Source organism: Aurantimonas sp. A2-1-M11 (assembly GCF_036549475.1).
Classification (GTDB): Bacteria; Pseudomonadota; Alphaproteobacteria; order Rhizobiales; family Rhizobiaceae; genus Aurantimonas.
In genome coordinates this window covers 91,165-116,130 of sequence record NZ_JAZHLI010000004.1, presented here as the reverse complement: position 1 = coordinate 116,130, position 24,966 = coordinate 91,165, and the positions used below count along the sequence as shown (strand labels likewise).

The following is a 24,966-nucleotide window of genomic DNA, read 5'->3' as shown; positions in this document are numbered from 1 at the left end:
CATTGTTAATGGCTCGCGACTAAGATGATCCGTTGTTGTGCCCGAAACCAGCCCGCCCCGCGGCGGCAGGATGGATGGAATTGTTCAGGGCTCTGGCTTCCTATCTGATCGACATGGATCGCAGGCCGCGCCCGCTTGAGCTGCAGCTTCAGGAACGGGTGCGGGTCGAACAGCTGGACTTCGCCCTTCGCCTGGCGCCCTTCACGGTGATCACCAGCGTCAGCGTCATCCAGGTCGTCACCTATCTGTTCTGGCACCCGGACATCGCGCTCTATCTCGCCACGCTGCAGCTTCTCGCGCTGCCGGCGGCAGCCATCGCGCTGGAGCGGTGCTGGCGCTGGCGCAGCACGGCCAAGCCGCAGCGGGTCGAGAGCGGCTATGTCGAATGGTTCGTCCGGCTGGCGTTCGTCTCGGGCGTTCTGGTGGGATCGATCCCGTTGATGCTGTTCGCCCGGGCCGACGCCGACGGCCGGCTTCTCATCGCCTCGACCTGCGCCGGCCTGATCGCGACCGGCATCGGCCTGGCGGTCGTGCCGCGTGCGGCGATCAGCTTTTCCGGCCCGATCGTGGTGGGGTCCTTCATCGCCCTCGCATCGACCGGCGAGGCCTTCTACATCTTCGTCGCGATCCTTTTGGCAATCTATTCCGGCTTCATCTACGAGACCATCGTGCATCTCGCCCGCCTCGTCACCATGCGGGCGACGTCGCAGGTCGAGCTCGAACGGCAGCAGGAACTGACCAACCTGCTGCTCAACGACTTCGAGGAGAATGCCAGCGACTGGCTGTGGGAGACCGATCGTGACCTGCGCCTGCGTCATGTCTCGACGCGCTTCGGCGAAGTGGCCGACGCCCGCGTCGAGGACCTGCAGGACCAGCCGCTCGGCAAGCTGCTGCCGCCGCCCGCGCGCACCGGCCAGGCCCCGGCTGCCGCGATGCTGTGGTCTTCGCTCGGCGCACGCCTGCCGTTCCGCAACATCGTCCTGCCCGTCGAGGTCTCGGGAACCGAACGGTGGTGGGCACTGAGCGGCAAACCGATCATCGATACCGCTGGCCGCTTCTCCGGCTATCGTGGCGTCGGCTCGGACGTGACGCAGAAGAAGCTGACGGACGACCGCCTGTCCTATCTGGCGAGCCATGACGCGCTGACGGAGCTGCCCAACCGCTCGCTCTTCCAGAAGAAGCTGTCGGACGTGTGCAGCGGCGACCCGCAAGCGAATCGCTTCGCGGTCCTGCGCCTTGATCTCGACGCGTTCAAGAGCGTCAACGACACCTTCGGCCACGGTGTAGGTGATGCCCTCCTGAAGAACGTGGCCCTGCGGCTGTCGAACCTGACGGGCCCTGCCCTGACCGTCGCGCGTCTCGCGGGCGACGAATTCGCCATCGTCGCCGACGGCCACAACCGCGATATGGCGGCGGAACTGGCCGGCCAGCTCGTCGACAGGATCAGCGCGCCCTACCGGATCGGTGATCTGCGGATTTCCGTCGGCGTCAGCATCGGCATCGCCACCGCGCCGGAGAACGGCTCGGAAGAGGTCATGCGCCGCGCCGATGTCGCCTTGTACCGGATGAAGGAAGAAGGCGGCCGCGGCTTCCGCTTCTACGAAGCGGTGATGGACGAGCAGATCGAGGAATGCCGGACGCTGACGGGCGAGTTGCGCGGCGCCCTCGAACGGCGCGAATTCGTCCTGCATTTCCAGCCGCAGGTCTCCGCCAGGGGCGCCACCATCGAGGGTTTCGAAGTGCTTCTGCGCTGGCAGCATCCGACCCGCGGGCTGGTGCCGCCCGACGAGTTCATTTCGCTGGCCGAGCAGAGCGGCGCGATCATCCCCATGGGTCAGTGGGTAATCAGCGAAGCCTGCCGGATCGCGGCCTCCTGGCCGTCCAATCTGACCGTGGCGGTGAATCTGTCGCCCATCCAGTTCCGCCACAGCGACGTCGTGGCGATCGTGCGGGACGCGCTGCAGGAAAGCGGCCTGGCCGCCGAGCGGCTGGAACTGGAAATCACCGAATCGGTGTTCCTGGAGGCCACGCAGGAAATCCTCGACATCCTTCGGACCCTGCGCAACATGGGAGTCAGCCTGTCGCTGGACGATTTCGGCACCGGCTATTCGAGCCTCAGCTATCTGCGCCGGGCGCCCTTCACCAAGATCAAGATTGACCGCAGCTTCGTCCGCGACCTGCCCGACGCCAGGACGGATGTCGCCATCATCCGGGCGGTGGTGCAGCTCGGCACGAGTCTCGGCATGACCGTGACGGCCGAAGGCGTGGAGTCCATCGGCCAGCAGAACTGCCTCGCCGAGCAGGGATGCCATCAGTTCCAGGGGTATCTCTACAGCCGCCCGGTCCCGGCCGAGGAGGCCGAAGCGCTGATCAGCAAGCCGCGGCTGAACCTGGTGAACCCCCACGCGGCATGACGCCTGGCCGAAGAGGGCTCGCGTCAGGTGCCGGGCTGCTGCGCGGACGCCAGGCTGGCGAGATCGGGCGTGTCCGCCAGATGCGGCGATTCCTTCGGCCAGTAGGGCAGAAAGCCGCTGACGATGTCGCGCGGAATGTCGAGCGGCCGGTGGTGCTCGGTGTCGACGAACATCAGCGACTGCTCGCCGCGTCCCAGCAGGCCCTGGCTCTCGCTGTGGATCTCGTGGCTGAGCGTGACGAATTTGCGGTTGTGCCGGGCAATCCTGATGCGGACCGTCACCGGGTCGAACTCGCTCGCCTCGCGGCGGAAGTCGTGATTGAACGACTTGGTCAGCACGTAGTAGCTCGTCGACTTCAGGTCGAAATTCGGCATGCAGATGTTGAAGAACAGCTCCCGCGCCTTGCCGACCCAGCGTACGTAATTGGCGAAGTACACGTTGCCGACCGAATTGGTGTCGTCATAGGTCGGCATCAGCTTCATGACGAAGGTCTGGCCGTCGAAGCCATGCGACAGGCTCGCGGTGTTGGCCGGGGTCGGCAGGGTTTCGTCACGCGGTACCAGCTCGACCCTCGCCGGCACCGCCATCGCCGGAACCAGCCCAGTTGCGGCGGCGGGCGGCGCGCCGAACAGGAGATGCCCGATCATCGGAAATGCCCCGATCAGGGCGATCAGCGGCGCTCCCGCGACGAAAGCCGGTATCGGCGCGACGTGGCCGATCAGGAAGACCAGCATCGCGGCGAGGCCGATCAGGTAGCACAGCACCGGGTCGTAGCGGCGCCGCGCCCCCAGCACCTCGCAGACGAGACAGGCCGCGCCGCCCACCAGAAGCGTTGCAAAGGGCAGCATCAGGATGAGCTGAGACAGGTTTGCCTGCAACGCCAGGCCGGCCACGGCGGCCGCGCATGCCACGAGCCAGAGCGGCGACGAGACGAGCCCGGCCGGAACGAAGGCAAGCAGCGGGCTGAGGCTGCGCTCGGTCAGGGCGGCCAGATGCCAGCGAGTCGCCACGTAGAAGCTGTCGATGGTGGTCGCCGCTGCGACCACCGACCAGACGAGATAGGCGAGGGTCGCGGCGCCCGCGCCGCTCCCGGCCAGCGCCAGCGCAACGGCCGGCTGGACCTGGGCGACGCCATCGACAGACGGGATGGTCAGCAGCCCCGCCGCGCCGGCAAGAAGCGCGTTGAGGCCCAGCAGCGCCAAGAAGAGCAGGGACCCGGCGCCATAGGCAAGGCGCACCGAGCCGCCCTCGCGGCGGATCTCCAGGACGCGCTGCCATTGCTGCACGTCCATCCAGGGGCCGAGCAGGAAGCCGACGAGGGTCGGCAGGACGAGGCCGAAGAAGGTGGGGTCGAAGGCGGCGAGCGGCACTGCGGGAAGGTTGGCCGCTGCGGGCAGCCCGGCCAGCGCGATGCCGCCGGCCGCCACACCGACGACGAGAAACGCGACATGCAGTAATTTCAGCCGGGCCAGCGGCAGGGCGTGGCCGATGGCACAGCCCATCAGGACCAGCAGCGCGAGCATGATCGCTGCATCGCCGCCGAAGAGCGGCTGCCAAAGATAGGCAGCGAAGCCGAAGATGGTCAGGGCCACGGCGCCGAGCTGGCAGAGAAGAAAGATGCCGCCATAGGCGCTCTGCACCTGCCGGAAGATCGCCGCCGCGTCACGGTCCGGTGACCCGAGAATCCAGCCGAACAGGAACAATCCGGTGACGTTGGCCGAGGCGAAGGCGACGAAGGCGAGCCAGCCATGGGTCAGGGTGACGTGGATGGCGTAGAAGAACCCGAGCCCCCAGAGCCACGACAGGGCGATCGTCGGTGCCCAAAGGATGGCCTTGAGAGGTGGAAACTGGGTCATTACGCATCACATCCCCGATACCGCGAAGGGCGCGTGTGCGCCCGGCGGGACAGATTCGCTTAACAAATCCCGGCAACCATTCAAATACTACCGAAGTTGGGCGGCAAAGGGATGACGGCGCTACCGCGTGTCGCATCCCCAGACGCCAAATGCGCCGTCACAGTCGGCAACGAGACCGATCCGAAGCACACGGCCGTGGATCGCCGGACGAACGAGTAACAAAATGCCAGACGTACACCCCGGCGCCGTCAGCTGGACCTATTCCGTCACCGAGCTGCGGGCGGACGCGGCCGTCCATGCCGTCGGCGTGGTGGCCGCGCTGACCGGGGCCATCGCGTTCCTGATCAGCATGGTGGGCGAGGTTCCGGCGGGCACCTTCGTCGCCGTCACGGTCTATCTGGCGACTCTCTTGTTCTCGATCGGCGTTTCGGCCGCCTACAATGTCTGGCCGGTATCGCGGATCAAGTGGATGCTGCGCCGGTTCGATCATTCGGCGATCTATCTGCTGATCGCCGGCACCTACACGCCCTTCCTCGTGCGCAGCGGCACATGGTGGCTGCTGATCGGGGTCTGGAGCATTGCGGCGGTGGGCATCAGCCTGAAGATCGTCCGGCCCGGGCAGTTCGATCGCCTGTCGATCCTGCTCTACCTCGCCATGGGCTGGAGCGGGATCGTGGCCTACGATCATCTGTCGACGCAACTGCCCGCCCAGGTGCTCTGGCTGATCGTGGCCGGCGGGCTGGTCTATTCGATCGGCGTCATCTTCCACATCATGACGCGGCTGCGCTTCCAGAACGCGATCTGGCACGCCTTTGTCGTGGCGGCCGCGGCCATCCACTTCGTCGCCGTCTGGGATTCCACGCTGATCACCGTCTGACCGGCGCTGGAATGCGGCGTCCGGCAGGGTGGGACCCTGCCTGAGCGCCCGTCCCGGCCGATACTCCGTCTAGAACCCGACGGCCTGGCCGTCCTTGCGCGGATCGGAGCCGGCGACATAGCCGCCCTCGACGCGGTGGATGAGCTGCGCGCCCCCGAAGCCGTAGGAGGTGTCGGGCATCTCGCGGCTGATGCGGTGGCCCATCGCCGCGAGCCGGGCGATGACGTCGTCGCCGGCCGCCGCCTCCACCGCCACGTCCAGTCCCTCGACGATGCGCCAGCGCGGCGCGTCGACCGCGGTCTGCGGATCCTGGCCCCAGAGCTGCGTGCGCAGCACCATCTGCACGTGCCCCTGCGCCTGGATCGGTCCGCCCATCACGCCGAAGCTCATCAGCGGCTCGCCGTCCTTCATCAGGAAGCCGGGAATGATGGTGTGGAAGGGCCGCTTGCCGCCGGCGACCTCGTTGGGATGGCCGGTTTCGAGCGAGAAGCCGGCGCCGCGATTCTGCAGGCTGATGCCGGTGTCCGGCACGACGACGCCCGAGCCGAAGCCGGCATAATTGGACTGGATGAAGGAGATCATCATCCCGTCGGCATCGGCCGCCGACAGATAGACCGTGCCCCCCTCCTTCGGCGCGCCGGCCTTGAAGTCCTGTGCCCGCTCGGGGTCGACCAGCCGGGCGCGGCGTTCGAGATAGCCGGGATCAAGAAGATGCGTTTCTTCGATTTCGCGCATGTGCTCGCGATCGGCCACGTAGGCCCACATGTCGCGGAAGGCGAGCTTCATCGCCTCGATCTGCAAATGCAGCGCCTCGGCGCTGTCCGGCGCGAAGCGCTCGAGCCCCAGATGCTTCAGGATGCCGAGCGCCATCAGTGCGGCGATCCCCTGCCCGTTGGGCGGGATCTCGTGCAGGTCGACGCCGCCGTAATCCTGGCGGATGGTGCCGCACCATTCGTTCTCGTGGGCGGCCAGGTCCGCCTCGGTCATCGCGCCGCCGCTCTCGCGGGCGAAGGCGGCGATGCGTTCGGCGAGTTCGCCGCGATAGAAGGCGTCACCCCCGGTCTCTGCGATCAGCCGCAGCGAGCGGGCGAGATCGGCGCTGCGATAGAGCGTGCCGGCCGCGGGCGTCTTGCCTCCGGGCATGAAATGTTCCGCGAAACCGGGCTGCTCGGCCAGGATCTCGGCGCCCCTCGCCCACAATTCGGCGATGATCGGCGACACCAGGAAGCCGTCTTCGGCATAGCCGATCGCCGGGGCCAGGAGGTCGGCGAAGGGCAGCTTGCCGAAGCGCTCGGACAGGTCGCGCCAGGCGGCGACGGCGCCCGGCACCGTCGCGCTGTCCCAGCCCCGCATGGGCATCTCGGTCAGGCCGGCGAAGCGCTCCGGGCTCCAGCCCATCGGCGCGCGGCCCGAGGCGTTGAACCCATGCAGTTCAATGCCGTCCCAGACGATGGCGAAGGCGTCACTGCCGAGGCCGTTGCCGGTGGGCTCGACCAGCACCAGCACGGCCGCCGCCGCAATCGCCGCGTCCACGGCGTTGCCGCCCCTGGCGATCATCGACAGGCCGGCCTGGGAGGCCAGCGGTTGCGAGGTGGAGACGATGTTGCGGGCAAAGACGGGCGAGCGGCGGGACGCGTAGAGCGTGTCGTGACGAAAGCGCATGCGGGACTGTTCCTCCTCGGGTCGGCGAGCCGGACCCCTTGAGCCCAGCCGGGCGAGGATGCCCCGCGTCCGGCGTCTGTGGCAACCGGCATGGTTGGGTCGTCCAAGTGCCGGCGAGAGGCGGGCGCAGGTTGCATGCGATCATGGGGGCGGCTACGCCCTGTCGCAGGAAACCCGCATGCCGGCCGGTTTCGGGAAGCCGCCATGCCGGCCGCAGACCACAGCCAGGGAGAACACGCACCGTGCCAGCCACATTGATCGACCGCGACAGCCGGGGGGTCTTCATCATCGCCGCGACGCCCTTTACCGAGGACGGCGCCCTCGACCTTGCCAGCACCGACACTCTGGTCGACTTTTACCTCGACAGCGGCGTCAACGGGATGACGATCCTCGGGATCATGGGCGAGTCGAACAAGCTCACCGAGGAGGAGACCCGCACCTTTGCCCGGCGCGTCCTCGACCGGATCGACGGCCGCATCCCGGTCATCGTCGGCGCCTCGGGCGCGGGCATCGACAACATGCAGCGGCTGGCCGAGTTCGCCATGGGCGCGGCTGCGGCGGGCGTGATGATCGCCCCGACGCCGGGGCCGGCGATCGAGGACCGGATCATCAACTATTTCGGCCAGGTCTGCGAGGCGCTCGGCGCGGACGTGCCGATCTGCTTCCAGGATTTTCCGCAGACCACCGGCGTGCCGGTCTCCTCCGCGACGATCCTGACGCTGACCCGCAACCACCCGCAGATCGTCATGCTGAAGCACGAGGATTCGCCGGGGCTGGCCAAGGTCACCGCGGTGCGCACCAAGTCCGGCACGGCGGACACGCCGCGCATGTCTATCCTGTGCGGCAATGGTGGCCTGTATCTTCCGCAGGAGCTGCAGCGCGGCGCCGACGGCGCCATGACCGGCTTTGCCTATCCGGAAATGCTGGTCGAGGTGGTCCGCCGCCACCATGCCGGCGACGTGGACGGCGCCGAGGACCTGTTCGACGCCTATCTGCCGATCCTGCGCTACGAGCAGCAGCTCGTCTTCGGCCTGGCGGCCCGCAAGGAAGTGCTGCGCCGTCGTGGCGCCATCGCCTCGGCCCGCGTCCGCGCGCCGGGACCGAAACTCTCTCCGGCCGATCACACGGACATCGACCGGCTGATGAAACGCACCGAAATCAAACTGGAAAGGCTCGGCCATGGATCTTGATCTCAACGGCAAGCGCGCCCTCGTCCTGGCGTCCTCGCGCGGTCTGGGCCTCGGCATCGCCGAGGCACTGGCGGCGGAAGGCGCCAACGTCCTCCTGTGCGGCCGCAGCGCCGACAAGCTCGCGGCCAATTGCGAGGCGATCAACGCGCGCGGCGCCGGCAAGGCGGACTTCATCGCCGCCGACCTCGCCGATCCGGCCTTCCCCGAGATGCTGCACCAGGCCGCGCAGGACAAGCTCGGCGGCGTCGACATCCTGGTCAACAACACCGGCGGACCGCCTCCGGGCGGCGCCGTGGGCATGGATGTCGCGGTGCTGGAGACGCAGTTCCAGATGATGGTGCAGCGGGTCATCGACCTGACCAACCGCGTCCTTCCGGGCATGCGCGAGGCGGGCTGGGGCCGCATCCTGACCGTCGCCTCGTCCGGCGTCCTCCAGCCGATCCCCAACCTTGCCCTGTCGAACACGCTGCGCTCGGCGCTCGTCGGCTGGTCGAAGTCGCTGGCCAACGAGGTTGCCGGCGACGGCGTCTGCGTGAACATGCTGCTGCCCGGCCGCATCCACACCGAGCGCGTCGACGAGCTCGACAACGCCAATGCCAGCAAGTCCGGCAAGCCGGTCGCGGAGGTTCGCGAGGCGTCGCGCCTGGCGATCCCCGCCAAGCGCTACGGCGACGTGGCGGAGTTCGCCGCGGTCGCGACCTTCCTCGTCTCCGGAAAGGCGAGCTACGTCACCGGTTCGGTCGTGCGCTGCGACGGCGGTGCCACCAAGTCGGTCTGACGGACACAGATCCCCGGCGGGCGAGGTCGCAAGGCTTCGCCTACCGGTGTCCGGCAGGCGTGCCGCCCGCAATGTGTCCTGGCCGTTAGCTGACTAACCCCTCGTGCGGGCCCCGACGTTGCATGAGGCCCCTCGACGGGTCATAGACGATCAGGGACATCACGGTACACGAAGGCACGAAATGGCGAGCGAAACGACGACGGCCTCACTCCTGCAGGACGAATTCGAAAAGATCCTGGCCGCGTGGCTCAAGGCCCAGGCCAAGGAAGGCGTCCGGCGGACCGATCTCGTGTCGGCGAAGGAGACGGAGCGGCAGAGCCGGGACCTCCTGACCGCGCTGGCCCGCGCCAGCCAGACGGCGGCGACCGACGCCAGCTTCGATTTCGCCAATCCCGGCTGGGATCCGGTGCGCGACGCCATCGAGGAGATCACCGAAAGCCGCACCCAGCGCGGCGTCACGCCCTCCGAGATGGGCTGGTTTATCGCCTCCCTGAAGCAGCCGTTGTTCGATCACCTGGCTGCCGATCTGAGCGAAAAGCCCAAGCAGATGAGCGCGGAGCTTTGGAACACGACCCGCATGGTCGACCAGATCGTGCTGCAGGCGATCGAATCGCTGGTCCAGAAGCGCGAGGCCGTGATCGAGCGCCAGCGCGAGGAGATGACCGAGGTCTCGGCGCCGGTGGTCAAGATCTGGGACCGGATCGTCACGGTCCCGCTGATCGGCACGCTCGATTCCTTCCGGGCGCAGACCGTGATGGAGAACCTTCTCGACGCCATCGTCCAGTGGGAGGCCGAAGTCGCGATCATCGACATCACGGGCGTCTCCACCGTCGACACGCTGGTCGCCCAGCACCTGCTCAAGACCGCCGCGGCGGTCCGCCTGATGGGCGCCCATTGCGTGATCTGCGGCATCCGTCCGAAGATCGCCCAGACCGTCGTGAATCTCGGCGTCGAGCTGCCCAACATCACCACCCGCGTCGATCTGCAGAGCGGACTTGCCTACGCCTTCGAGCGCATCGGCGTGTCCCCCCGGGAGAAATGACGGGTGGACGCCTCGCTTGGTAGCACCCCGATCGTCACCATCACCGGCTGCGTCATCGTGGCGATCCGGGACGATCTGGATGACCACGACATCCTGTCGCTGCAGGATCAGCTGGTCGAGGAGGTGTCGCGCAAGAACGCCGTCGGCGTCATCATCGACATCGGCAGCCTGGAGATCGTCGACACCTTCGCCGGGCGGATGCTCGGTGCCATGGCGCAGATGGCGCGGATGATGAATGCGCGCACCGTCGTCGTCGGCATGCGGCCGGCCGTCGCCATGACGCTGGTCGAACTCGGCATGACACTCGAAGGCGTCGAGACCGCGCTGACCGCCGACAGGGCGATCCGCCTGATTCTGGGCGAGCGGACCTAGGCGCGGGTCCTTGGCTGACAACGAACTGACCGTCACCCTGTCGCGGGCGAGCGACGTCGCCTTTGCCCGGCGCGCCGCGCTGCAGGCCATGACGTCGATCGGTGCCAGCCAGATCAAGAAGACGAAGTTCGTGACCGCGGTCTCGGAGATCGCGCGCAATGCCGTCGTCTATGGCAATGGGGGTGTGATCTCTTTCGAGATCGTGGGGAACGGCGCGCGGCGCAGCGTCGTTGCGGAGTGCACGGACAGGGGTCCAGGCATCGCGGACGTCAATCAGGCTCTGAAAGACGGCTTCAGCACCGGCAAGAGCCTCGGGCTCGGCCTGAGCGGAGCCCGACGCCTGGTCGACAGGTTCAAGATCACGTCGTCGTCCGATACGGGCACGACCGTCATACTGGAGTGCGCGTCCCGATGATCTCTCTGCCCATCTCGGAAACCAGCCAGATCGGTGCGGCGCGCAGACGGGCCCTGCAGGAAGCCGAAACCATCGACCTGTCCAGCGACGATCGCGACCGGCTCGCGCTGGTCGTCACGGAAGCGGGTACCAACCTCCTTCGTCACGCCACCGGGGGCGAGATCCTGCTGTCGCCCCACAAGAGCAAGACGACCGCCGGCATGGACGTCATCGCGCTCGACGACGGTCCGGGCCTGCCCAATGTCGAGGCGGCCATGGCCGACGGCTTCACCACGGCCGAGGAAGGCGAGCGCAGCCTCGGCAGCGGTCTCGGCGCCATCGCCCGGATGTCCGACAGCCTCGACATCCACAGCGACAGCCGGGGGACCACCCTGACGGTCACCATCGGCAAGACCGGACGCTATTCGCGCGGACCGATGGAAACGGCCGGCCTCGTCATTCCCAAGCCGGGCTTCGAGGCGGGCGGCGACATCTGCGGCATCCGCAAGGACGGCGGTGCCACGATGATCATGCTGATGGATGTTCTCGGCCACGGGCCGACGGCCGCCAAGGATGCCGAGACGGGGTTGGCGGCGTTTCTGGCGGCCAAGGGCAAGTCACTGGAAGATACCGAGCTTCACGTGGCGGACGCCATGGCTGGCAGCCGCGGCGCGGCCTCGCTGATCGTCGAGATGCGGCATGGCGGCGCCACGCTCCGGGCCCTGGGCGTGGGCAACGTCAAGGGCGAGATCCTCGCGGCCGATGGCAGCCGCCACGGCATCCCCTCGGCGCCCGGCATCGTCGGCGCGTCCAGCCGCCGCCCGCGGGCCACCGAACATGGCTGGGGGAAGAACGCCCTGCTGATCCTGACGACCGACGGGCTGAAGGGCGGCGAACGCTTTCCCGAACCGTCCGGCCTGTTCTTCCGCGACGTCCTCACCGTCGCGGCGACCCTGTACAAGCGCCGCCGCCGGGGCAGCGACGATTGCGGCGTCGTCATCGCGCGGGCGCGGCAATGAAGTCCGTCGTCACCTCGATCAATCTGGAGCAGGATGCGGACGTCTCGCACACCCGCCGCACCGCCCGGCTGATCGCCAAGGTTGCCGGAGCACCGGCGCGCGACCAGATCCGCTTTGCCACGGCCGTCTCCGAGATTTCGCGCAACGCCCTGCAATACGCCAAGGGCGGCGTCACCGAATTCGCCTTCGATCGCAGCGCCAACATCACGCGGCTGATGGCGCGGGTGCAGGACAAGGGCAACGGCATCACCGCGGTCGAGACCATGCTGCGCGGCCGGCACCAGTCCCATACCGGGGCCGGCCTCGGGCTCAGCGGGTCGCAGAAGCTCGTCGACGATTTCGACCTGAAGACCGGCTCCGGCGGCACCGTCGTCACGCTCGGCCTGCAGCTGACCACGACGAAGCGGCCGGAGGAACTGGCGGAAGCCACCGCGTCGGCACTAGTACAGGCCAGCCACGGCTCGCCCATGGAGGAACTGGCCGAGCAGAACCGGGCGCTGCGGGACTCGCTGGCCGAGCAGCAGTTCCTGCTGCGCGAACTGCATCACCGCACCAAGAACAACCTGGCCATCATCCAGTCGCTGGCGATCATGCAGGCGCGGCAGGCGACCACCGAAGAGACCCAGGAAGCGCTGTCGGTCCTGACCAACCGCATCCAGGCCTTCGCCAACGCCCACAATTTCCTGCACCGGGCGGAAGACGTCACCCAGGTCGACCTGAAACAGCATCTGGAAAGCCTGACCGACCGGCTGTCGTCGGCGCTGGGCGATCAGCAGCTGACCATCACTTGCCGCGTCGATGCGGTCCCGGTCGCCTTCGACACCGCCACCGAACTCGCGCTGATCGTCAACGAGCTGGTGACCAACGTCGCCAAGCACGCCATGCAGTCGGGCAAAGTGCGGGGCCTGGTGGTGATCGAAGCGCATCAGGATGCCGGCAAGCTGCATCTGCGCATCGCCGACGACGGCGAGGGTCTTCCCGACGCCGAGACGGTGCTGCGCAATTCCAAGTCGCTCGGCTGGCGGATCGTGGAGGGGTGCGTGCGCAAGCTGAACGGGACGATCGACGTCGACGGCAGTGACGGTCTGGCCATCACCCTCACCGTCCCGATCTGACCGCGCAAGCGGGCCGAAGGGGCGGCAGGGATGCCACCCGTTCGGCGCAAATTCAGCGCTTGCCCGAATCCGGCAGGTCGATGCCCGGAAACACCTTGATCACCGCGCTGTCGTCGAGCTGGCCGTAACCGGCCTGGCTGGCTGTGGCGAACATCGAATAGGCGGTGGTCGCCAGCGGCAGCGGGAACTTCAGCGACAGGCCGGTCTCGGTGACGAGGCCGAGATCCTTGACGAAGATGTCGACCATGGAGGTCGGCGTGTAGTCGCCATCGACCACATGGCGCATGCGGTTCTCGAACATCCAGGAATTGCCGGCGGCGTTGGTTACGACGTCGTACATGGTGTCGAGCGGAATGCCCGCCTTGGCGGCCAGGGCCATGGCCTCGGCGCCGGCGGCGATATGCACGCCGGCCAGGAGCTGGTGGATGATCTTCACCGTCGCCCCGTCGCCAATGGTCTCGGAAATCCGGTAGACCTTGCCCGCCACCGCGTCGAGCACCGGCTGCAGCCGGTCGAAGACGGCGGCCGGGCCTGCGGCCATGACCGTCATCTCGCCGGATGCGGCCTTCGCCGCCCCGCCCGAAACCGGCGCGTCCAGCATCGTCAGCCCGGCGGCCTCGAGTTCGCCGGAAAGGGCCTTTGCGTCGGCCACCGAGATCGTCGCGGACACCATGACCGGCGTGCCGGCGCGCAGATGCGCGGCAAGACCATTGGCGCCGAACAGTGCGTCGCGGCACTGGGCGGCGTTGACGGTCAGCAGGATCACGGCGTCGAGCTGGCCGGCGAAGTCGCGTCCATCACTGGCCGCACCCGCGCCGCCGGCCGCGACGAACGCCTCGCAGGCGGACTCGCGCTGGTCGATGCCGTAGGTCGTCAGACCCGCCGCGACGCAGGAGGTCGCCGCGCCCATGCCCATCGATCCGAGACCGACCACGGCGACGCGCATGCCCCCGCGCGTCGCGGCTTCGGCCGCCTTGTCGTCAATGCCCATCGTGATCTTCTCCCGCTTTCAGCGAATCCCGCGCAACGGCGCGGGAGACAAACTCTGACGCTGACATAGTCGGGCAACCCCCCGGCAGTCTACCGCCGCGCCCCCGCGCCCCGGTCCTGACGGCCGGAACAGGCCGCTTCTGGCGCGTTCGTGATCGCGGCACCATTGCCGCAAGGGCCGTGGAATGCTTGGCAAATCCGTGAGAAACGGGGGCTCGCCGCCTCGCAGACTGGAGCCGTGACCCTGCCCGACAGCCGCACACGCAAGCATATCGTGCTCCTGGGCGCCGGGCATTCCCATGTCGCCGTCCTCAAGGCCTTCGGCGAGCGGCCACATCCCGGTGTCGCCCTGACGCTGGTCACCCGGGATGTCGCCACACCCTATTCCGGCATGCTGCCAGGCTTCGTCTCGGGCCAGTACGACCACGCCGACCTGCATATCGACGCCGGTGGCCTGGCGCGCTTTGCCGGCGCCGCGCTGGTGACGGGCGAGGCGACCGGCATCGACACCGCGGCACAGACGCTGAGCGTCACGGATCGATCGCCCCTGTCCTACGATCTCCTGTCCATCGACATCGGGTCGGCGCCGAGCCGGCCCGCCGACATGCCGGGCATTCCGGTCAAGCCCATCGGGCGCTTCGTGGAACGGCTGGAGCAGATGTCGGCGGACCTGCCCGCGGGTCCAGGACCGGTTCGCATCGCCATCGTGGGCACGGGGCCTGCCGGTGTCGAACTGGCGCTGGCGCTCCAGCGGCGCCTGTCCGGCGCCGTGCGGCAAGTCGGTGGAGATGCCACACCGGATGTCGCGATCGCCCTGCTCGGGCGGGCGAAAACCATTCTGCCGGAGCGCAGCGGACGGACGCAGCGCCGGATCGCGGCCACGCTGGCACGGCGGGGGATCACCGTTCGGACGGGCTTCGACGTCACCGGGTTCGCAAACGGGCAGGTCCGGGCGGCGGACGGCCGGACGATTGCGGCAGATACGCTGCTCTGGGCGACCAGCAGCGCGGCGGCGCCCTGGCTGCGCGAGACGGGCCTTGCCCTCGATCCGCAAGGTTTCGTGCGGGTGGACGCCACGCTGCGCTCGATCTCGCATCCCGAGATCTTCGCCGCCGGCGACATCGCCGCCCTCCCCGATCCGCGGCCCAAGGCCGGTGTCTTCGCCGTCCGGGAGGGGCCGGTGCTGGCGCAGAACCTGCGCCGCGCCATCGCAGGCGAGCCGCTTCGCTCCTATCGTCCGCAGCGGCACTGGCTGACGCTGCTGTCCACCGCGGACGGACGCGCCGTCGCCGACAAATGGGGCCTGTCGCTGGAAGGGCGCTGGGTCTGGCGGTGGAAGGACTGGAACGATCGCCGCTTCGTCGACGGCTACAACGCCCTCGCCGCGAGCGCCGCCGCCGATCGTCAGGACGCGGCCGCCCGCTAACGCGCGAGGCCCACGCCCGGCAGCCCGGCGATGATGCCCGTCGCCGGTGCGGGGCCAAGATACTGGTCGATCAGCGCCTCCACCTGGGCATTGCGCTCGCGGCCCGTGCGGCCGCCCATCACCACGACGATGATCCGTCGGCCCCGGCGCGTGGCGGTGGCCACGAGATGGAAGCCGGCGTCGCGGATGTAGCCGGTCTTCAGGCCGTCGACGCCGTGAACGCTGCCGACCAGCTTGTTGGTGGCGTTGTAGTGGCGGCCGCCATAGTCGAAGCCGGTCCGGGTGAACAGCGAGGCATAGGCGGGAAAGCGCGTCAGCAGCGACCGGCCGAGGGTCGCCATATCGCGGGCCGTCGAGATCTGGTCCTTGTCGGGCAGGCCGGAGGCGTTGGCGAAACGCGTCCGCGTCATGCCGAGCGCCCGCGCCTTCGCGGTCATGGCGTTGGCGAAGGCGGCCTCGCTGCCACCGAGATTCTCGGCGATCACCGTCGCCACGTCGTTGGCCGACTTCACAGCGAGCGCCTGGGCGGCGTCGGCCACCCGGATGGTCGAGCCGGCCTTCAGGCCGAGCTTGGAGGGCGGCTGCGATGCGGCGTTCTCGCTGACGGTCAGCTCGCTGTTCATCGACAGGCGGCCGGCCTCGATCATCTCGAACAGCAGGTACAGCGTCATCATCTTGGTGAGCGAAGCGGGATAGCGCAGGCCGTCGGCCGCCTCCTCGTAGAGGGTGCGGCCGCTGCCATAGTCGACGACCAGCGTCGATGCGGCCCTCACTTCCGCCTGGCCCGGCGACACGGTCGCGGCGCCAACCCGCGCATAGGGCAGGAGGCCGTCTGTCGTCAGTTCGGACGACTGGCAGGCGACCATCGCCAGCGCCAGCAGCGGGGCAAGCGCCGGTTTGAGCAAAGCGAGCGGGCGAAGCCGGAGCGGCAGGCGCTGGGTCAAGATCATCTCGTCAGGTTCGAATGGCCGAAAGCTAAGTCGCCTCGACCCGGCCCTGTCAAATAACAGTCCCGACTTCATGATCGCTTAACGCTGGTTGTGCTTTCGCGACCACACTCTCGCGGAGGCTTTGCCAGTCGTCCCGGCCTTTGCAGCGGGACATGCATGGCTGCGATGGCGTTCGCCTGTTCCGGCGGTCTAGAAGATGCCGGTGCGCGCGGCCTGCGGCCCCCGGTCGCCACCCGCCGTTGTCCACCCGCCAGCCCTCACCCCGGATTGCCGCCATGATCGAGCCTGCCTTCATCCTCACGCTGTCCTGCAGCGACCAGCCGGGCATTGTCGCGGCCGTCACGACCGAACTGGCCGATGCCGGCGCCAACATCGCCGAGAGCGCACAGTTCTGGGACCGACAGACCGGGCGCTTCTTCCTGCGGATCGCCTTCACGGCGCCAGCGGGGGCCAGCCGGGACGCGCTGGAGCGCCAGCTCGCTCCGGTGGCCACGCGCTTCGACATGAAGCTCGCGATCGCCGACGAGGCGCGGGTGCCGAAGATCATTCTCATGGTCTCGAAATTCGACCACGCGCTGCTGCATCTCCTCTATCAGATCCGCGTCGGATGGCTGCGGGCCGAGGTGGTCGCGATCGTCTCCAACCACGCCGATTCCCGCCGCACGGCCGATCACGAGGGCGTGCCCTTCCACCACTGGCCGGTGACACGCGAGTCCAAGGCCGAGCAGGAAGAGCGGCTCCTGACGCTGGTGCGCGAAAGCGATGCGGATCTCGTGGTGCTGGCCCGCTACATGCAGGTGCTGTCGGACAATCTCTCGCGGCGCCTGTCCGGCAAGATCATCAACATCCACCACTCGTTCCTGCCGAGCTTCAAGGGGGCCAAGCCCTACCACCAGGCCCATGAGCGCGGCGTCAAGCTGATCGGCGCCACCGCCCATTACGTCACCCCCGACCTCGACGAGGGGCCAATCATCGAGCAGGAGACCGAACGGGTCAGCCATGCGCTGTCGCCCGACGATTTCGTCGCGGTCGGCCGGGACGTGGAAAGCCGGGTCCTGGCCCGTGCGGTCAAGATGCATCTGGAGCGCCGCGTCATGGTCAACGGTCACCGTACGGTGGTCTTCCGCTGATCTGCGGCCGCCGGGACCCGGGCTCAGGCAGGCTCGGCCATCCGCGCGGCAGCCACCTCCTCGGCCTGCAGGGCGAAGACGTCCGCCGGCGAGAAATGCAGATCGACGCGGGTGCCGCGCACCGGCGGCGGCGAGGTCGGACGGTTGAAGGTGTCGGCCAGGACGGTACCGCCGGCGACAATCAGCTTCAGCCGCACCACCGAGCCGAGGAAATGCGCGTCCTCGACCAGTCCGACGAGGCGGTTGGTCCGGTCCGGGGACGGCTCCAGCCGGAGCGCCTCGGGTCGCAGCGCCAGGGTCACGGCCGTACCGGCGCTGCAGGTCGGCGGCTCGGCCAGGGTCACCGGACAGCCCTCGACCACGACCGACCCGTCCGGCGACACCACCCCCTCAACGCGGCTCAGCGAGCCGACGAAGCCGGCGACGAAGCGGCTTTGCGGCCGGTTGTAGATGGCAAACGGGGCATCGCATTGCTCGATCCGGCCCTCGCTCATCACCACGATGCGGTCCGACATGGACAGCGCCTCCTCCTGATCGTGGGTGACGAAGATCGTGGTGATGCCGAGTTCGCGCTGCAGCGCGCGGATCTCCTCGCGCAGCGACACCCGGATCTTGGCGTCGAGCGCCGACAGGGGCTCGTCGAGCAGGAGCACGCGCGGGCTCGGGGCGAGCGCCCGCGCCAGCGCGACGCGCTGCTGCTGACCACCGGACAGCTGGTAGGGATAGCGGTCACCCAGATGCGGCAAACCAATCAGTCTGAGCATCTCCTCGACGCGCGCGGCGACCTCGCGCTTCGACCGGCCCGCGACCTTGAGGCCGAAGGCGACATTGTCGGCCACCGACAGGTTGGGAAACAGCGCATAGGCCTGGAACACCATGCCGATCCGCCGCCGGTTCGGCGCCAGCCCGGTGACGTCCTCGCCGTCGATGACGATGCGCCCCGCCGAGGGTGTCTCGAAGCCGGCGATCATGCGCAGCATCGTCGTCTTGCCGCAGCCGGACGGGCCGAGGAAGGACACGAACTCGCCCTTCTCGACCCCCAGCGCGAAGTCGCGCACCACGGTGCTCGGGCCGAAGCTCTTGGATACGCCGGATATTTCCAGGAAGCTCATCGCGTGGCCCGCCTTGCGAGTTTGAACAGGGGACGCCCCGATCGCGGCCGTCCCGGCGACTGGCTGGCGAAGAGCTGCAGCAGCCCCATGCAGGCCCAGGTGATCGCGAAGGCGATCATGGCCAGCGCCGCCGGCTCATAGGCCCGGTTGGCGCCGATCAGGGCCAGATAGGGACCGAAGGCCGGCCGGTTGAGCAGGCTCGCCAGCACGAACTCGCCGATGACGATGGCAAAGGTCAGGAAGGCGCCGGACAGTACCGCGGCCCTGACATTGGGCAGGATCACCTTGAACAGGATGGTCGAGCGCTTCGCCCCGAGGCTCTCGGCCGCCTCCGTCAGGGTGCGGATGTCGATCGCCGCCATGCCGGTATCCACGGCCCGGAACATGTAGGGCAGCGACAGGATCACATAGCCGAAGACCAGGAGGAGATTGGTGCCGTTCGCGCTGTTGGTGAAGGGCAGCCAGGAGGACGAATTGTAGAGCCGGATATAGCCGAAGACGAGGACGATGGGCGGGATCACCAGCGGCAGCAGGGTGATGAACTCGACCAGCGGCCGCAGTTTGGGAAAGCGCAGCCGCACCCAGTAGGCCGTCGGCACGACGAGCAGCGCGCCGAGCACGATGGTCGCCAGGGCGGCGACGACGGAGAAGGTGAAGGTCGTGCGGAACTGCGGGTCGGAAAAGACCACGCGATAGGCCTCGAAGCTCCAGATGCCGCGCAGCATCGACAGGGAGAACTCGAAGGTCGCCACCAGCGGCAGCACGAAGTAGAGCGCGCCGAGGACGACGATGACGGCCGGGCCGATCCGCGAGGCCGTCATCGCTGCCACCGTTCGGCGCGCGCCCGCAGCCACAGATAGAGCAGGTTCGAGCAGCCGGTGATGACGATCATCCCGAAGGCCAGCGCATAGCCGAGATTGGGGTTGTAGAGGACGTCGCCGCGGATCTGCGCATACAGCAGGATCGGCACGATGTTCAGCGACGAGCCGGTCAGCGCATAGGCGGTGGCGATGGCCCCGAAGGAATTGGCGAAGAGCAGGAGGAAGCAGCCGAGGATCGACGGCGCCAGCACCGGCAGCGCCACCATGCGCCAGTATTGCCAGCGCGAGGCCCCGAGGATCGACGCGGCCTCGCGCCATTCGCCCTTGAGGCCGTCGAGGGCCGGGGTGATGATCAGCACCATCAGCGGGATCTGGAAATAGAGATAGGTGATCGTCAGCCCCCAGAAGGACAGGAGGTTGAAGCCGAGCGCATAGATGTTGATGCCGGCAGCGTCCTTCAGGAACAGCGTCACCAGGCCGAGCCGCCCCAGGGTGGCGAGGAAGGCGAAGGCCAGCGGAATGCCGGCGAAGTTCGAGGCGACACCGGAGAAGGTCACCACGGTCGGACGGATCCACGCCGGCAGGCGGCCATGGACGATGGCATAGGCAAGGAAGAAGCCGATCAGCGCCCCGAGAGCGGCCGAGGCGAGGCTGACCTGGATCGAGATCGCATAGGCCGCCATGATCTGCGGCGTGAACAGGCCGAGAATGTTGTCGAAGGTAAAGGCGCCGGTCCGATCCTGGAAGGCGCCGGTGATCAGATAGAGGGTCGGGCCGATCAGGAACAGGACGGCGAAGCCGAAGAAGGGCGCCAGCCCGAGCCAGGCGAGCGAACGGGTTGGCCGGCGTGCCGGAACCACGTCGCCGACGGCGTCAGCCGCTGCTGCATCGATGGCTGCGCCCATGGACCCCCGCAAATCACCGGACCCGTAGAAGGGGAGCGCCCGCCAGGCACGGGCGCTCCCTTCGATGTCGTTGTTACTGGACGGTCGCGCCGACGACGCTGTCCCACTTGGCGGCGATCTCGGCCTTGGCGGCGTTCTGGTCCTCGAGGGTCGGGAAGACCGCCTTCTCGTAGGCTTCGGCCGGCGGCAGCTTGTCGAGCAGGTCCTGCGGGATCTTGCCGGCCTTCGACATGGCGTTGAAGCGGATCGGGTGGCAGTAGCCCTTCAGCCAGGTCAGCTGGCCCTCGTCCGAATACAGATATTCCATCCACAGCTTGGCGGCATTGGGATGGGGCGCATAGGCGCTGATCGCCTGGACATAGACGCCGGCCACGACGCCGTCGGACGGCACAACGACCTCGATCGGCGGGTTGCCGTTGAGATTGTCGCGCATGGACAGGAGATTGTAGTCCCAGTTCATCGCCACCGGCGTCGTGCCCTGGGCGATCGGGGCCGCCTCGGCGTCGACGGAGACGAAGTTGCCGGCCTCGTTCAGCTGCTTGAAGAAATCGAGACCGGCGGTCGCCGCGTCCTGACCGTTCTTGGCACCCTTGGCGATGCCGGCGGCATAGAGCGACATGATGGCGTTGTTGGCGCTGCGCGGATCACCGGCGAGGGCGACCGAATTGGCGTATTCGGGCTTGAGGAGATCGGCAAAGCTCTGCGGCGCCGTGTCGATGACATCCTTGTTGATGCCGAAAGCCAGCACGCCGTAATAGTCGCCATACCAGTGGCCGTCCGCATCCTTGGCGTCGTCCGGGATCTCGTCCCAGGTCGCGACCTTGTAGGGCATCAGCAGGCCTTCGGCCTGAGCCGCCGGGCCGAAGGAAAGCCCGATGTCGAGCACGTCGGGCGCCTGGGGACCGGTATTGCCCTTGTTCGCCTTGACGGCCTCGATCTCGTCGCCGGAGCCGGCATTCGGGTTCAGCTCGTTGACCTCGATGCCGTACTTGGCCTTGAAGCCCTCGATCATCTCGCCGTAATTGCACCAGTCGTGCGGCAGGGCGATCGTGGTGAGCTGGCCTTCTTCCTTGGCGGCGGCGACGAGTTCATCCATCGACATCGCTGCGCCGTCGGCCTGGGCGAAGGCCGCGCTGGTGGACAGCGACAGGATTGCGGTCAGTGCCGCGATGCGTGTGCAGGACCTGTTCATACGGAAACCCTCTCTGGCCTTTCGCCGGATCGGCGATGGCGTTCAAACCCAGTCGTCTCAACTCGGAGCGATGGTGCGGTAGCATCGGCGCATGACACTTCGATGTCGCTGCGCAGATGCGGCGGCCCGTCGGGCGCCGTTCACGCGAGGCGTCATCAATCCGATATTAAGCACCGGTAATCCCGCGACGGACAATAGCAGGGGGAAACATGACCGGACTGTCCGCCTTTCCGGCCGCCGGCCGCTTTCATCGCGGCAACATCCACACCCATTCCGATCGCTCGGACGGCGTGCTTTCGCCGCAGGCCGTCTGCCGCCACTACGAGGAGGCGGGCTACGACTTCCTCTGCCTGTCCGACCATTTTCTGGAGCGTTTCGGCTTTCCCGTCACCGACACGACGCCCTATCGCAGCAACCGCATGACGACGATCTTCGGTGCCGAGATCCACGCGCCCGAAAACAGTCATGGCGAGATCTGGCATCTGCTGGCCTGCGGCCTGCCGCTCGATTTCGCGCCGCTCGGCCCCGACGAGGACGCCGTGGCGCTGGCGACGCGCGCGGTGGCCGCCGGGGCGTTTCTCGGCATCGCGCACCCGCAATGGTCGTCTTTGACCATCGAGGACGGGCGGCAGATGGCTGGGATCGCCCACGCGGTCGAGATCTGGAACACCGGCTGCGACGTCGAATGTGCCCGCGGCGACGGCAGGATGCTGCTCGACGCGTTGCTGAACGAAGGCCACCGCCTGACCGGCTACGCCGCCGACGACGCGCATTTCACGCTTTCCGACCACAATGGCGGCTGGATGATGGTGAAGGCCGAGGCGAACGAGCCCGAGGCTCTGCTCGCGGCCATGAAGGCCGGCGCCTACTATTCCTCGCAGGGCCCGGCCATCGTCGATCTCGTCGTCGTGGCCGACCAACTGGAAATCACGAGTTCTCCGGTGGTGACGATCTCGCTCGTCGGGCGCGGTTCGCGGGCGGACTGCGTGACCGGCCGCCAGCTGACCCGCACCACCCTGCCGCTTGACAGGTTTGCGGGCCACTGGTGCCGCGTGGTCGTGACCGATGCCGCCGGGCATCGCGCCTGGTCGAACCCGATCTGGCTCTGATGCGTTGCAGGCGGGAGTTGGCAATGCTGGGCAAATCGATCCGGTTGCCTATGTTCCGCCCGCCGCCGCCGGGCCTGCCGGCGGTTTCGCCGCCATCGCCCATCCCTCCCCCGATCCGTGACCCGACCCATGCGCGCAGCCATCTATTTCACGCCGCCCGCGGGTGCGCCCCTGACCCGCACCGCCGCACGGTGGCTGGGCCGCAGCGCCTTCGACGGCGAGCCGACGCGTGCGCCCGATCCCGCCGTCGACCCGCTCGTCGCCTCGCCGGCGCGCTACGGCTTCCACGCCACCATGCGCGCGCCGTTCCGCTTCGCCGAGGGCGTGGATCTGGCAGAAGTGGATGCGCGGCTCGCCGCCTTCTGCGCGTCCCGGGACCGGGTGCGGATCGACCGGCTGGTCATCGCCCGGCTCGGCCCGTTCTTCGCCCTGGTGCCGGAGCGCGCTCCCGAGGCGCTGGGCGATCTGGAGGCGGCGGTGGTCAACAGCTTCGAGCCGCTGCGCGCGGCGGCCACGCCCCAGGAGATCGCCCGTCGTCAGCCCGAGGCGCTGAGCGAGCGCCAGCGCGACTATCTGGCGCAATGGGGCTACCCGCATGTCTTCGAGGAATTCCGCTTCCACATGACGCTGACCGGCAAGGTTCCGGCCGCCGAGCGGGACACCGTCGAGGCGCAGCTGCGCGACACGTTCGGCGAATTCGACGGCGCCCCGCTTGCCATCGACCATCTCGCCCTCTTCATGGAGCCAGAGCCCGGCGCGCCGTTCCGCGTCCACTCGGTCCATCCGTTCCGCCGACCTTCGGAAGACGCCTGACTTGCCCCAAGAGACCGTTCTCACCAATGCCCGCATCGTCACCCCCGAAGCGGCCATCGATGGCCATGTGGTGCTGCGCGACGGATTGATCGCCGCCATCTCGGACGGTCCGGCCGCCGGCGAGGACATGGGCGGCGACACCCTCACCCCTGGCCTCGTGGAACTGCACACCGACCATATCGAGGGCCATTTCAATCCGCGCCCGCGGGTGATGTGGAACAAGATGGCGGCCATCCAGGCCCACGACAACCAGATCGCCGGGTCGGGCATCACCACGGTCTTCGACGCACTGCGGGTCGGCACCGAGGAGGACGGCACCCTGACCGCCGCGGACATGGCGGAGATGGGCCGCACCATCGCGCGCGCCGTCGCCGAGGATCGGCTTCGGGCGGACCACTACATCCACCTGCGCTGCGAGGTCTCGGCTGCGGACGTGGTCGAGGGCTTCGACAGGATCGCCGCCAATCCGCGACTGCGGCTGGTCTCGCTCATGGATCACGCGCCGGGCCAGCGTCAATTCGCCGACATGGACGCCTATCGCGCCTATTTCCAGAGGAAGCTGCGGCTGTCGGACGCCGAGTTCGACGCCTTCAGCGCCCGGCGGCTTGCCGAATCCGAGGCCCACGCGCCGCCCGCCCGGCGAGCCATCGCTGCCACCTGCCGCGAGCGCGGCATCGCCGTCGCCTCCCATGACGACGCCACCGCAGCCCATGTCGCCGAGGCCATCGGACTGGGCACCCGCATCGCCGAGTTCCCGACCACGATCGAGGCGGCGGCAGCGTCGCGGGACGCGGGGCTCCACGTCCTGATGGGCGCGCCGAACATCGTGCGCGGCGGATCGCACTCGGGCAATGTGTCGGCCATCGCGCTGCTGCGCCGGGGAACGCTGGATATCCTGTCCTCCGACTACGTCCCCTTCTCCATGCTGCAGGCCGTGTTCGATCTGGCCGCGAGCGGCGAATGCGACCTGCCGGCGGCGATCCGGCTGGTGACGGCGAACCCGGCCAGAGCGGTCGGCCTCGACGATCGCGGCGCCATCGCCCTGGGTCTTCGGGGCGATCTGGTGCGCGTGTCGACCAGCGAGGGCGACCCGCCGGTGGTGCGCTCGGTCTGGCGGGAGGGCCGGCGTGTCGCCTGAATCGCAGCGGGACGACGGTGAAGCGAACGGTCTGCGACCCGGCCTCTTCGTGGTCGTGGTCGGCCCGAGCGGTGCCGGCAAGGACACGCTGCTGGCGCTGGCTGCAGAGGATCTGGCGGATACGCCCGGCATCGTCTTTGCCCGGCGGGTCGTCACCCGCGAGGCCATCGCCGCGATCGAGGATCACGACGTGATGAGCCGGGCGGACTTTGCCGCCCATCAGGCGGCCGGCGGCTTCTGCCTGTCCTGGCAGGCGCACGGGCTGGCCTACGGCCTGCCGGCCCGGCTGGAGACGACACTCGCAGACGGCGTCACGGTGGTCGCCAATGTCTCGCGCCGGGTCCTCGACGAGGCGGCGGCGCGCTTTACGCGGCTGGCCATCGTCGAGGTCACCGCGCCGCAGCCGATTCTCGTCGCGCGCATCGCCGCGCGCGGCCGCGAGACGCCGGAGGAGATCTCCGCCCGCATCGCCCGGCAGGTGGAACTCGCAATCCCGCCCGGCGCCGAGGCGCATCATCGCATCGTCAATGACGGCACGCCGGACGAGGGACGCCGCCGGCTGGTCGAGATCCTGCGGAACGCCGGCTGACCATCCGGGCCGGGGCTGGAGGGTCGACAGATGCGGCCCGCCGGGCCATCTTCGCCCGCGACCTGCGGCGGA

Annotated in this window: 23 protein-coding genes; 15 read left to right on the top strand and 8 right to left on the bottom strand. The window is 68.2% G+C overall.

All coding sequences use genetic code 11. The annotated features are described in order from the left end of the window. Positions 1 to 74 precede the first annotated feature (74 nt). Positions 75 to 2,414, top strand: coding sequence for a putative bifunctional diguanylate cyclase/phosphodiesterase (locus VQ042_RS03110; RefSeq protein WP_331815415.1), 2,340 nt, complete (start codon positions 75 to 77; stop codon positions 2,412 to 2,414). A gap of 23 nt (positions 2,415 to 2,437) precedes the next feature. Here VQ042_RS03110 and VQ042_RS03105 read toward each other — a convergent pair whose 3' ends face one another. Then, complete coding sequence (locus tag VQ042_RS03105; RefSeq protein WP_331815411.1) at positions 2,438 to 4,270, bottom strand: acyl-CoA thioesterase; 1,833 nt, start codon at positions 4,268 to 4,270, stop codon at positions 2,438 to 2,440. A gap of 223 nt (positions 4,271 to 4,493) precedes the next feature. On the opposite strand from VQ042_RS03105, the gene trhA reads away from it, so the two are divergent. Then, on the top strand, positions 4,494 to 5,147 hold the full coding sequence (gene trhA / locus VQ042_RS03100) for a PAQR family membrane homeostasis protein TrhA (RefSeq protein WP_331815409.1): 654 nt from the start codon (positions 4,494 to 4,496) through the stop codon (positions 5,145 to 5,147). A 69-nt stretch (positions 5,148 to 5,216) separates the two neighbouring features. On the opposite strand, the gene VQ042_RS03095 is transcribed toward trhA, so the two are convergent. After that, the gene (locus tag VQ042_RS03095) at positions 5,217 to 6,809 is read right to left on the bottom strand and encodes a gamma-glutamyltransferase family protein (protein ID WP_331815407.1); all 1,593 of its coding nucleotides are present in this window, start codon (positions 6,807 to 6,809) and stop codon (positions 5,217 to 5,219) included. A gap of 242 nt (positions 6,810 to 7,051) precedes the next feature. Between VQ042_RS03095 and VQ042_RS03090 the strand changes: the two genes are divergently transcribed. The 7 genes from VQ042_RS03090 (at position 7,052) to VQ042_RS03060 (ending at position 12,719) form a co-directional block, all read left to right on the top strand. After that, positions 7,052 to 7,999, top strand: a complete 948-nt coding sequence (locus tag VQ042_RS03090) for a dihydrodipicolinate synthase family protein (RefSeq protein ID WP_331815405.1) — start codon at positions 7,052 to 7,054, stop codon at positions 7,997 to 7,999. Beyond that, on the top strand, positions 7,989 to 8,777 hold the full coding sequence (locus VQ042_RS03085; protein ID WP_331815403.1) for an SDR family oxidoreductase: 789 nt from the start codon (positions 7,989 to 7,991) through the stop codon (positions 8,775 to 8,777). Before VQ042_RS03090 ends, VQ042_RS03085 begins: the two co-directional genes overlap by 11 nt. Before the next feature lie 181 nt (positions 8,778 to 8,958). Then, positions 8,959 to 9,819 (top strand): STAS domain-containing protein, encoded by an 861-nt coding sequence (locus VQ042_RS03080; RefSeq protein ID WP_331815401.1) that lies wholly within the window; start codon positions 8,959 to 8,961, stop codon positions 9,817 to 9,819. A gap of 3 nt (positions 9,820 to 9,822) precedes the next feature. Further along, positions 9,823 to 10,191 carry an STAS domain-containing protein gene (locus tag VQ042_RS03075; RefSeq protein WP_331815399.1) on the top strand — a complete coding sequence of 123 codons (369 nt, stop codon included), beginning with the start codon at positions 9,823 to 9,825 and terminating at the stop codon, positions 10,189 to 10,191. A 10-nt stretch (positions 10,192 to 10,201) separates the two neighbouring features. Continuing rightward, complete coding sequence (locus VQ042_RS03070) at positions 10,202 to 10,606, top strand: ATP-binding protein (protein ID WP_331815397.1); 405 nt, start codon at positions 10,202 to 10,204, stop codon at positions 10,604 to 10,606. Then, positions 10,603 to 11,604, top strand: coding sequence for an ATP-binding protein (locus VQ042_RS03065; protein WP_331815396.1), 1,002 nt, complete (start codon positions 10,603 to 10,605; stop codon positions 11,602 to 11,604). Before VQ042_RS03070 ends, VQ042_RS03065 begins: the two co-directional genes overlap by 4 nt. Next, the gene (locus VQ042_RS03060) at positions 11,601 to 12,719 is read left to right on the top strand and encodes an ATP-binding protein (protein ID WP_331815395.1); all 1,119 of its coding nucleotides are present in this window, start codon (positions 11,601 to 11,603) and stop codon (positions 12,717 to 12,719) included. Before VQ042_RS03065 ends, VQ042_RS03060 begins: the two co-directional genes overlap by 4 nt. A gap of 52 nt (positions 12,720 to 12,771) precedes the next feature. On the opposite strand, the gene ltnD is transcribed toward VQ042_RS03060, so the two are convergent. Continuing rightward, positions 12,772 to 13,710, bottom strand: coding sequence for an L-threonate dehydrogenase (gene ltnD, locus VQ042_RS03055; protein ID WP_331815394.1), 939 nt, complete (start codon positions 13,708 to 13,710; stop codon positions 12,772 to 12,774). Between the two features lie 237 nt (positions 13,711 to 13,947). On the opposite strand from ltnD, the gene VQ042_RS03050 reads away from it, so the two are divergent. Continuing rightward, positions 13,948 to 15,135, top strand: a complete 1,188-nt coding sequence (locus VQ042_RS03050) for an FAD-dependent oxidoreductase (protein ID WP_331815392.1) — start codon at positions 13,948 to 13,950, stop codon at positions 15,133 to 15,135. Here the strand turns inward: VQ042_RS03050 and VQ042_RS03045 are convergent. Beyond that, the gene (locus VQ042_RS03045) at positions 15,132 to 16,085 is read right to left on the bottom strand and encodes a D-alanyl-D-alanine carboxypeptidase family protein (protein WP_331815390.1); all 954 of its coding nucleotides are present in this window, start codon (positions 16,083 to 16,085) and stop codon (positions 15,132 to 15,134) included. The genes VQ042_RS03050 and VQ042_RS03045 overlap by 4 nt on opposite strands. A 275-nt stretch (positions 16,086 to 16,360) precedes the next feature. On the opposite strand from VQ042_RS03045, the gene purU reads away from it, so the two are divergent. Continuing rightward, on the top strand, positions 16,361 to 17,215 hold the full coding sequence (gene purU / locus VQ042_RS03040; protein WP_331815387.1) for a formyltetrahydrofolate deformylase: 855 nt from the start codon (positions 16,361 to 16,363) through the stop codon (positions 17,213 to 17,215). Between the two features lie 23 nt (positions 17,216 to 17,238). Here the strand turns inward: purU and VQ042_RS03035 are convergent, their stop codons facing one another. The 4 genes from VQ042_RS03035 to VQ042_RS03020 form a co-directional block, all read right to left on the bottom strand. Then, positions 17,239 to 18,327 (bottom strand): ABC transporter ATP-binding protein, encoded by a 1,089-nt coding sequence (locus VQ042_RS03035; RefSeq protein ID WP_331815385.1) that lies wholly within the window; start codon positions 18,325 to 18,327, stop codon positions 17,239 to 17,241. Beyond that, positions 18,324 to 19,148 (bottom strand): ABC transporter permease, encoded by an 825-nt coding sequence (locus tag VQ042_RS03030; RefSeq protein WP_331815383.1) that lies wholly within the window; start codon positions 19,146 to 19,148, stop codon positions 18,324 to 18,326. The genes VQ042_RS03035 and VQ042_RS03030 overlap by 4 nt, the downstream gene beginning before the upstream one ends. Beyond that, a complete protein-coding gene (locus VQ042_RS03025; protein WP_331815380.1) occupies positions 19,145 to 20,053 on the bottom strand; it encodes an ABC transporter permease in 909 nt (302 codons plus the stop codon). Before VQ042_RS03025 ends, VQ042_RS03030 begins: the two co-directional genes overlap by 4 nt. A gap of 73 nt (positions 20,054 to 20,126) precedes the next feature. After that, on the bottom strand, positions 20,127 to 21,245 hold the full coding sequence (locus VQ042_RS03020; protein ID WP_442880013.1) for an ABC transporter substrate-binding protein: 1,119 nt from the start codon (positions 21,243 to 21,245) through the stop codon (positions 20,127 to 20,129). Between the two features lie 209 nt (positions 21,246 to 21,454). Here VQ042_RS03020 and VQ042_RS03015 point away from each other — a divergent pair, with 209 nt between their 5' ends. The 4 genes from VQ042_RS03015 to phnN all read left to right on the top strand — a co-directional run bounded on the left by VQ042_RS03015 (position 21,455) and on the right by phnN (position 24,894). After that, positions 21,455 to 22,354: a CehA/McbA family metallohydrolase gene (locus VQ042_RS03015; protein ID WP_331815377.1), complete on the top strand. Its 900-nt coding sequence runs from the start codon at positions 21,455 to 21,457 to the stop codon at positions 22,352 to 22,354. A 129-nt stretch (positions 22,355 to 22,483) separates the two neighbouring features. Then, entirely contained in the window at positions 22,484 to 23,167 is a 684-nt protein-coding gene (locus VQ042_RS03010; RefSeq protein ID WP_331815375.1) for a DUF1045 domain-containing protein, read from the top strand. A 1-nt stretch (position 23,168) separates the two neighbouring features. Next, entirely contained in the window at positions 23,169 to 24,305 is a 1,137-nt protein-coding gene (locus VQ042_RS03005) for an alpha-D-ribose 1-methylphosphonate 5-triphosphate diphosphatase (RefSeq protein ID WP_331815372.1), read from the top strand. Next, the gene (phnN, locus tag VQ042_RS03000; protein ID WP_331815370.1) at positions 24,295 to 24,894 is read left to right on the top strand and encodes a phosphonate metabolism protein/1,5-bisphosphokinase (PRPP-forming) PhnN; all 600 of its coding nucleotides are present in this window, start codon (positions 24,295 to 24,297) and stop codon (positions 24,892 to 24,894) included. The genes VQ042_RS03005 and phnN overlap by 11 nt, the downstream gene beginning before the upstream one ends. Positions 24,895 to 24,966: the final 72 nt, after the last annotated feature.

What these genes read in the sequence shown, in the direction of transcription:
- VQ042_RS03110 (WP_331815415.1), top strand. Translation starts at nt 75, where the DNA reads ATGGAATTGTTCAGGGCTCTGGCTTCCTATCTGATCGACATGGATCGC.
- VQ042_RS03105 (WP_331815411.1), bottom strand. Translation starts at nt 4,270, where the DNA reads ATGACCCAGTTTCCACCTCTCAAGGCCATCCTTTGGGCACCGACGATC.
- trhA (WP_331815409.1), top strand. Translation starts at nt 4,494, where the DNA reads ATGCCAGACGTACACCCCGGCGCCGTCAGCTGGACCTATTCCGTCACC.
- VQ042_RS03095 (WP_331815407.1), bottom strand. Translation starts at nt 6,809, where the DNA reads ATGCGCTTTCGTCACGACACGCTCTACGCGTCCCGCCGCTCGCCCGTC.
- VQ042_RS03085 (WP_331815403.1), top strand. Translation starts at nt 7,989, where the DNA reads ATGGATCTTGATCTCAACGGCAAGCGCGCCCTCGTCCTGGCGTCCTCG.
- VQ042_RS03080 (WP_331815401.1), top strand. Translation starts at nt 8,959, where the DNA reads ATGGCGAGCGAAACGACGACGGCCTCACTCCTGCAGGACGAATTCGAA.
- VQ042_RS03065 (WP_331815396.1), top strand. Translation starts at nt 10,603, where the DNA reads ATGATCTCTCTGCCCATCTCGGAAACCAGCCAGATCGGTGCGGCGCGC.
- VQ042_RS03060 (WP_331815395.1), top strand. Translation starts at nt 11,601, where the DNA reads ATGAAGTCCGTCGTCACCTCGATCAATCTGGAGCAGGATGCGGACGTC.
- ltnD (WP_331815394.1), bottom strand. Translation starts at nt 13,710, where the DNA reads ATGGGCATTGACGACAAGGCGGCCGAAGCCGCGACGCGCGGGGGCATG.
- VQ042_RS03045 (WP_331815390.1), bottom strand. Translation starts at nt 16,085, where the DNA reads ATGATCTTGACCCAGCGCCTGCCGCTCCGGCTTCGCCCGCTCGCTTTG.
- purU (WP_331815387.1), top strand. Translation starts at nt 16,361, where the DNA reads ATGATCGAGCCTGCCTTCATCCTCACGCTGTCCTGCAGCGACCAGCCG.
- VQ042_RS03035 (WP_331815385.1), bottom strand. Translation starts at nt 18,327, where the DNA reads ATGAGCTTCCTGGAAATATCCGGCGTATCCAAGAGCTTCGGCCCGAGC.
- VQ042_RS03030 (WP_331815383.1), bottom strand. Translation starts at nt 19,148, where the DNA reads ATGACGGCCTCGCGGATCGGCCCGGCCGTCATCGTCGTCCTCGGCGCG.
- VQ042_RS03025 (WP_331815380.1), bottom strand. Translation starts at nt 20,053, where the DNA reads ATGGGCGCAGCCATCGATGCAGCAGCGGCTGACGCCGTCGGCGACGTG.
- VQ042_RS03020 (WP_442880013.1), bottom strand. Translation starts at nt 21,245, where the DNA reads ATGAACAGGTCCTGCACACGCATCGCGGCACTGACCGCAATCCTGTCG.
- VQ042_RS03015 (WP_331815377.1), top strand. Translation starts at nt 21,455, where the DNA reads ATGACCGGACTGTCCGCCTTTCCGGCCGCCGGCCGCTTTCATCGCGGC.
- VQ042_RS03010 (WP_331815375.1), top strand. Translation starts at nt 22,484, where the DNA reads ATGCGCGCAGCCATCTATTTCACGCCGCCCGCGGGTGCGCCCCTGACC.